This window comes from Mycobacterium sp., from assembly GCF_049281135.1.
In the GTDB taxonomy this organism is placed as follows: Bacteria; Actinomycetota; Actinomycetes; order Mycobacteriales; family Mycobacteriaceae; genus Mycobacterium.
This window is the reverse complement of sequence record NZ_JBAPRN010000110.1, coordinates 1-1725: the sequence shown is the minus strand read 5'-3', so window position 1 is coordinate 1725 and position 1725 is coordinate 1. Positions and strand designations below refer to the sequence as shown.

The following is a 1725-nucleotide window of genomic DNA, read 5'->3' as shown; positions in this document are numbered from 1 at the left end:
TGACGGTCGGATGCTGAACGCCAGCGAAATCACCAGTGCCATCACGCCGGCAACAAAAATGATCAGCACACTCATGGCCGCCAAAAACGGTGTGCGACTTACGTGTTCGTGGTCCCCCAGCTGACCGAAGTCGGGGTACATGCCGGTGGTGAAGTCTTGGTGCTCATCGTCAGCAACATAAGCGTCGGGACCCAGTTGGGTGTAAACCGCAGCCGAGTCGTCGGCAACGGCACTGTAGGCCAACGCCTCGGCGCCCGGCTCGCCGCTGGGAACTGCCTCAGCGACGGCCAGATATCCCGGTGCGTGAGCGTGCTGGCTCACCGAGCCGGTGCCTGGGTCCAGCGCGTAGGCCTGCGCGGCGGTCGACGAAGCGAACAGGGGTGCGTTCGCCGATGCCAGCGCCGCGCCTCGGGCCAGCGCCGTCGCGGGTTGTTCGGGCACGCTCAGCGGCAGCGACGTCGCTTCTTCCAGCGCGGGCTTGATCAGCGGGATGTCGACTCCCGAGCCCACCACCAATAAGCCGTCCGGCTGCTCGTCGAGGCTCTCGGCGGCAGAAACCAAGCTGACCAGCGTGGCGACTGCCTGATCGTCGTCGTCGGGAAGTTGCTCACGCTTGACATCGGTGATCGAGCCGTCGGTGGTATCCACCACGGCCAACGTCGCGGTATCGGGTTCGACGTAGAGCAAGGCGGCGCGCGTATAACCGGTCGCGCTGCCCAGCGACTGGGCCAGCGCAGCGGCAGCCAAGAACGCCGAGACCAGCATGACGTTCTCGACCTTGCGAGCGGTTAACGCGTCACGCAGTTCGGCCGCCTCGCACTGGTCACTCCATGTCACCCCGGTCGACAGCAGGTCATATCCGGCCTCGTTGGCGCCCTCGCGGGTACCCAGAATTGCCGCAACCACCTGATCCGGTCCGCTGAAAGTTTCCGGGTCGTTGCCGTCGGCGACGGCGAAGTTCTCCTCATCGACGGTTGCTCCGTCGGCGTTTTGCCCCTCGACCAGCACGATGCGGACCGTTGTGGGTGCCATCGACACACCAAGTACGGTGTCCACAAACCCTCCCACCAATTTGCTAGCTGTCCGCGGGCCGACTGCGATCGTGCGCAACACACTGCGCCCAACCACAGAAGTTATCGCCACTCCGGAGCGCGGCGTTACTACCGCGGACTTAGCTGTGCTCTGCGAAGTTAAGGCCAGGAGCATTCGGTCGATCGATGCCCCCCGGCCGACCCTTCGGACGCGATTTTACCTTGCCGCCGGCTGAGCCGTCGGACTAGTGGTGCCCGCCGCCGTGACCGCCGCCGCCGAAGCTGTGGCCGCCGCCGCCGAAGCCGCCGCCGAAGCCACCCCCACCAAAACCACCGCCGCCGAAGCCATGACCACCGCCGAAGCCGCCGTCAAACCCACCCGGGCCACCGCCGAATAAGCCGGGGCCACCGCCAAATCCGGGGCTACCGCCACCGAACCCACCGGGCGGACCACCGAAGCCCGGGTTCCCACCACCGAACCCACCCGGACCACCGGCATCCGGACCATGCGGACCACCGAAGCCCGGGTTCCCACCACCGAACCCGCCGGGCGGACCACCGAAGCCCGGGTTCCCACCACCGAACCCACCCGGACCACCGGCATCCGGACCATGCGGACCACCGAACCCACCCGGACCACCCGCATCCGGACCATGCGGACCACCGAACCCACCCGGACCACCCGCATCCGGAC

2 protein-coding genes are annotated in these 1725 nt (G+C 67.0%); both read right to left on the bottom strand.

Annotated elements, in window-relative coordinates:
• A partial coding sequence (locus tag WAN02_RS04490; protein WP_422262976.1) for a DUF7159 family protein occupies positions 1 to 1032 on the bottom strand: 1032 nt, incomplete at its 3' end.
• A 216-nt stretch (positions 1033 to 1248) separates the two neighbouring features.
• Positions 1249 to 1725 (bottom strand): hypothetical protein (locus WAN02_RS04485; protein WP_422262975.1); only part of this gene is annotated, 477 nt, incomplete at its 5' end.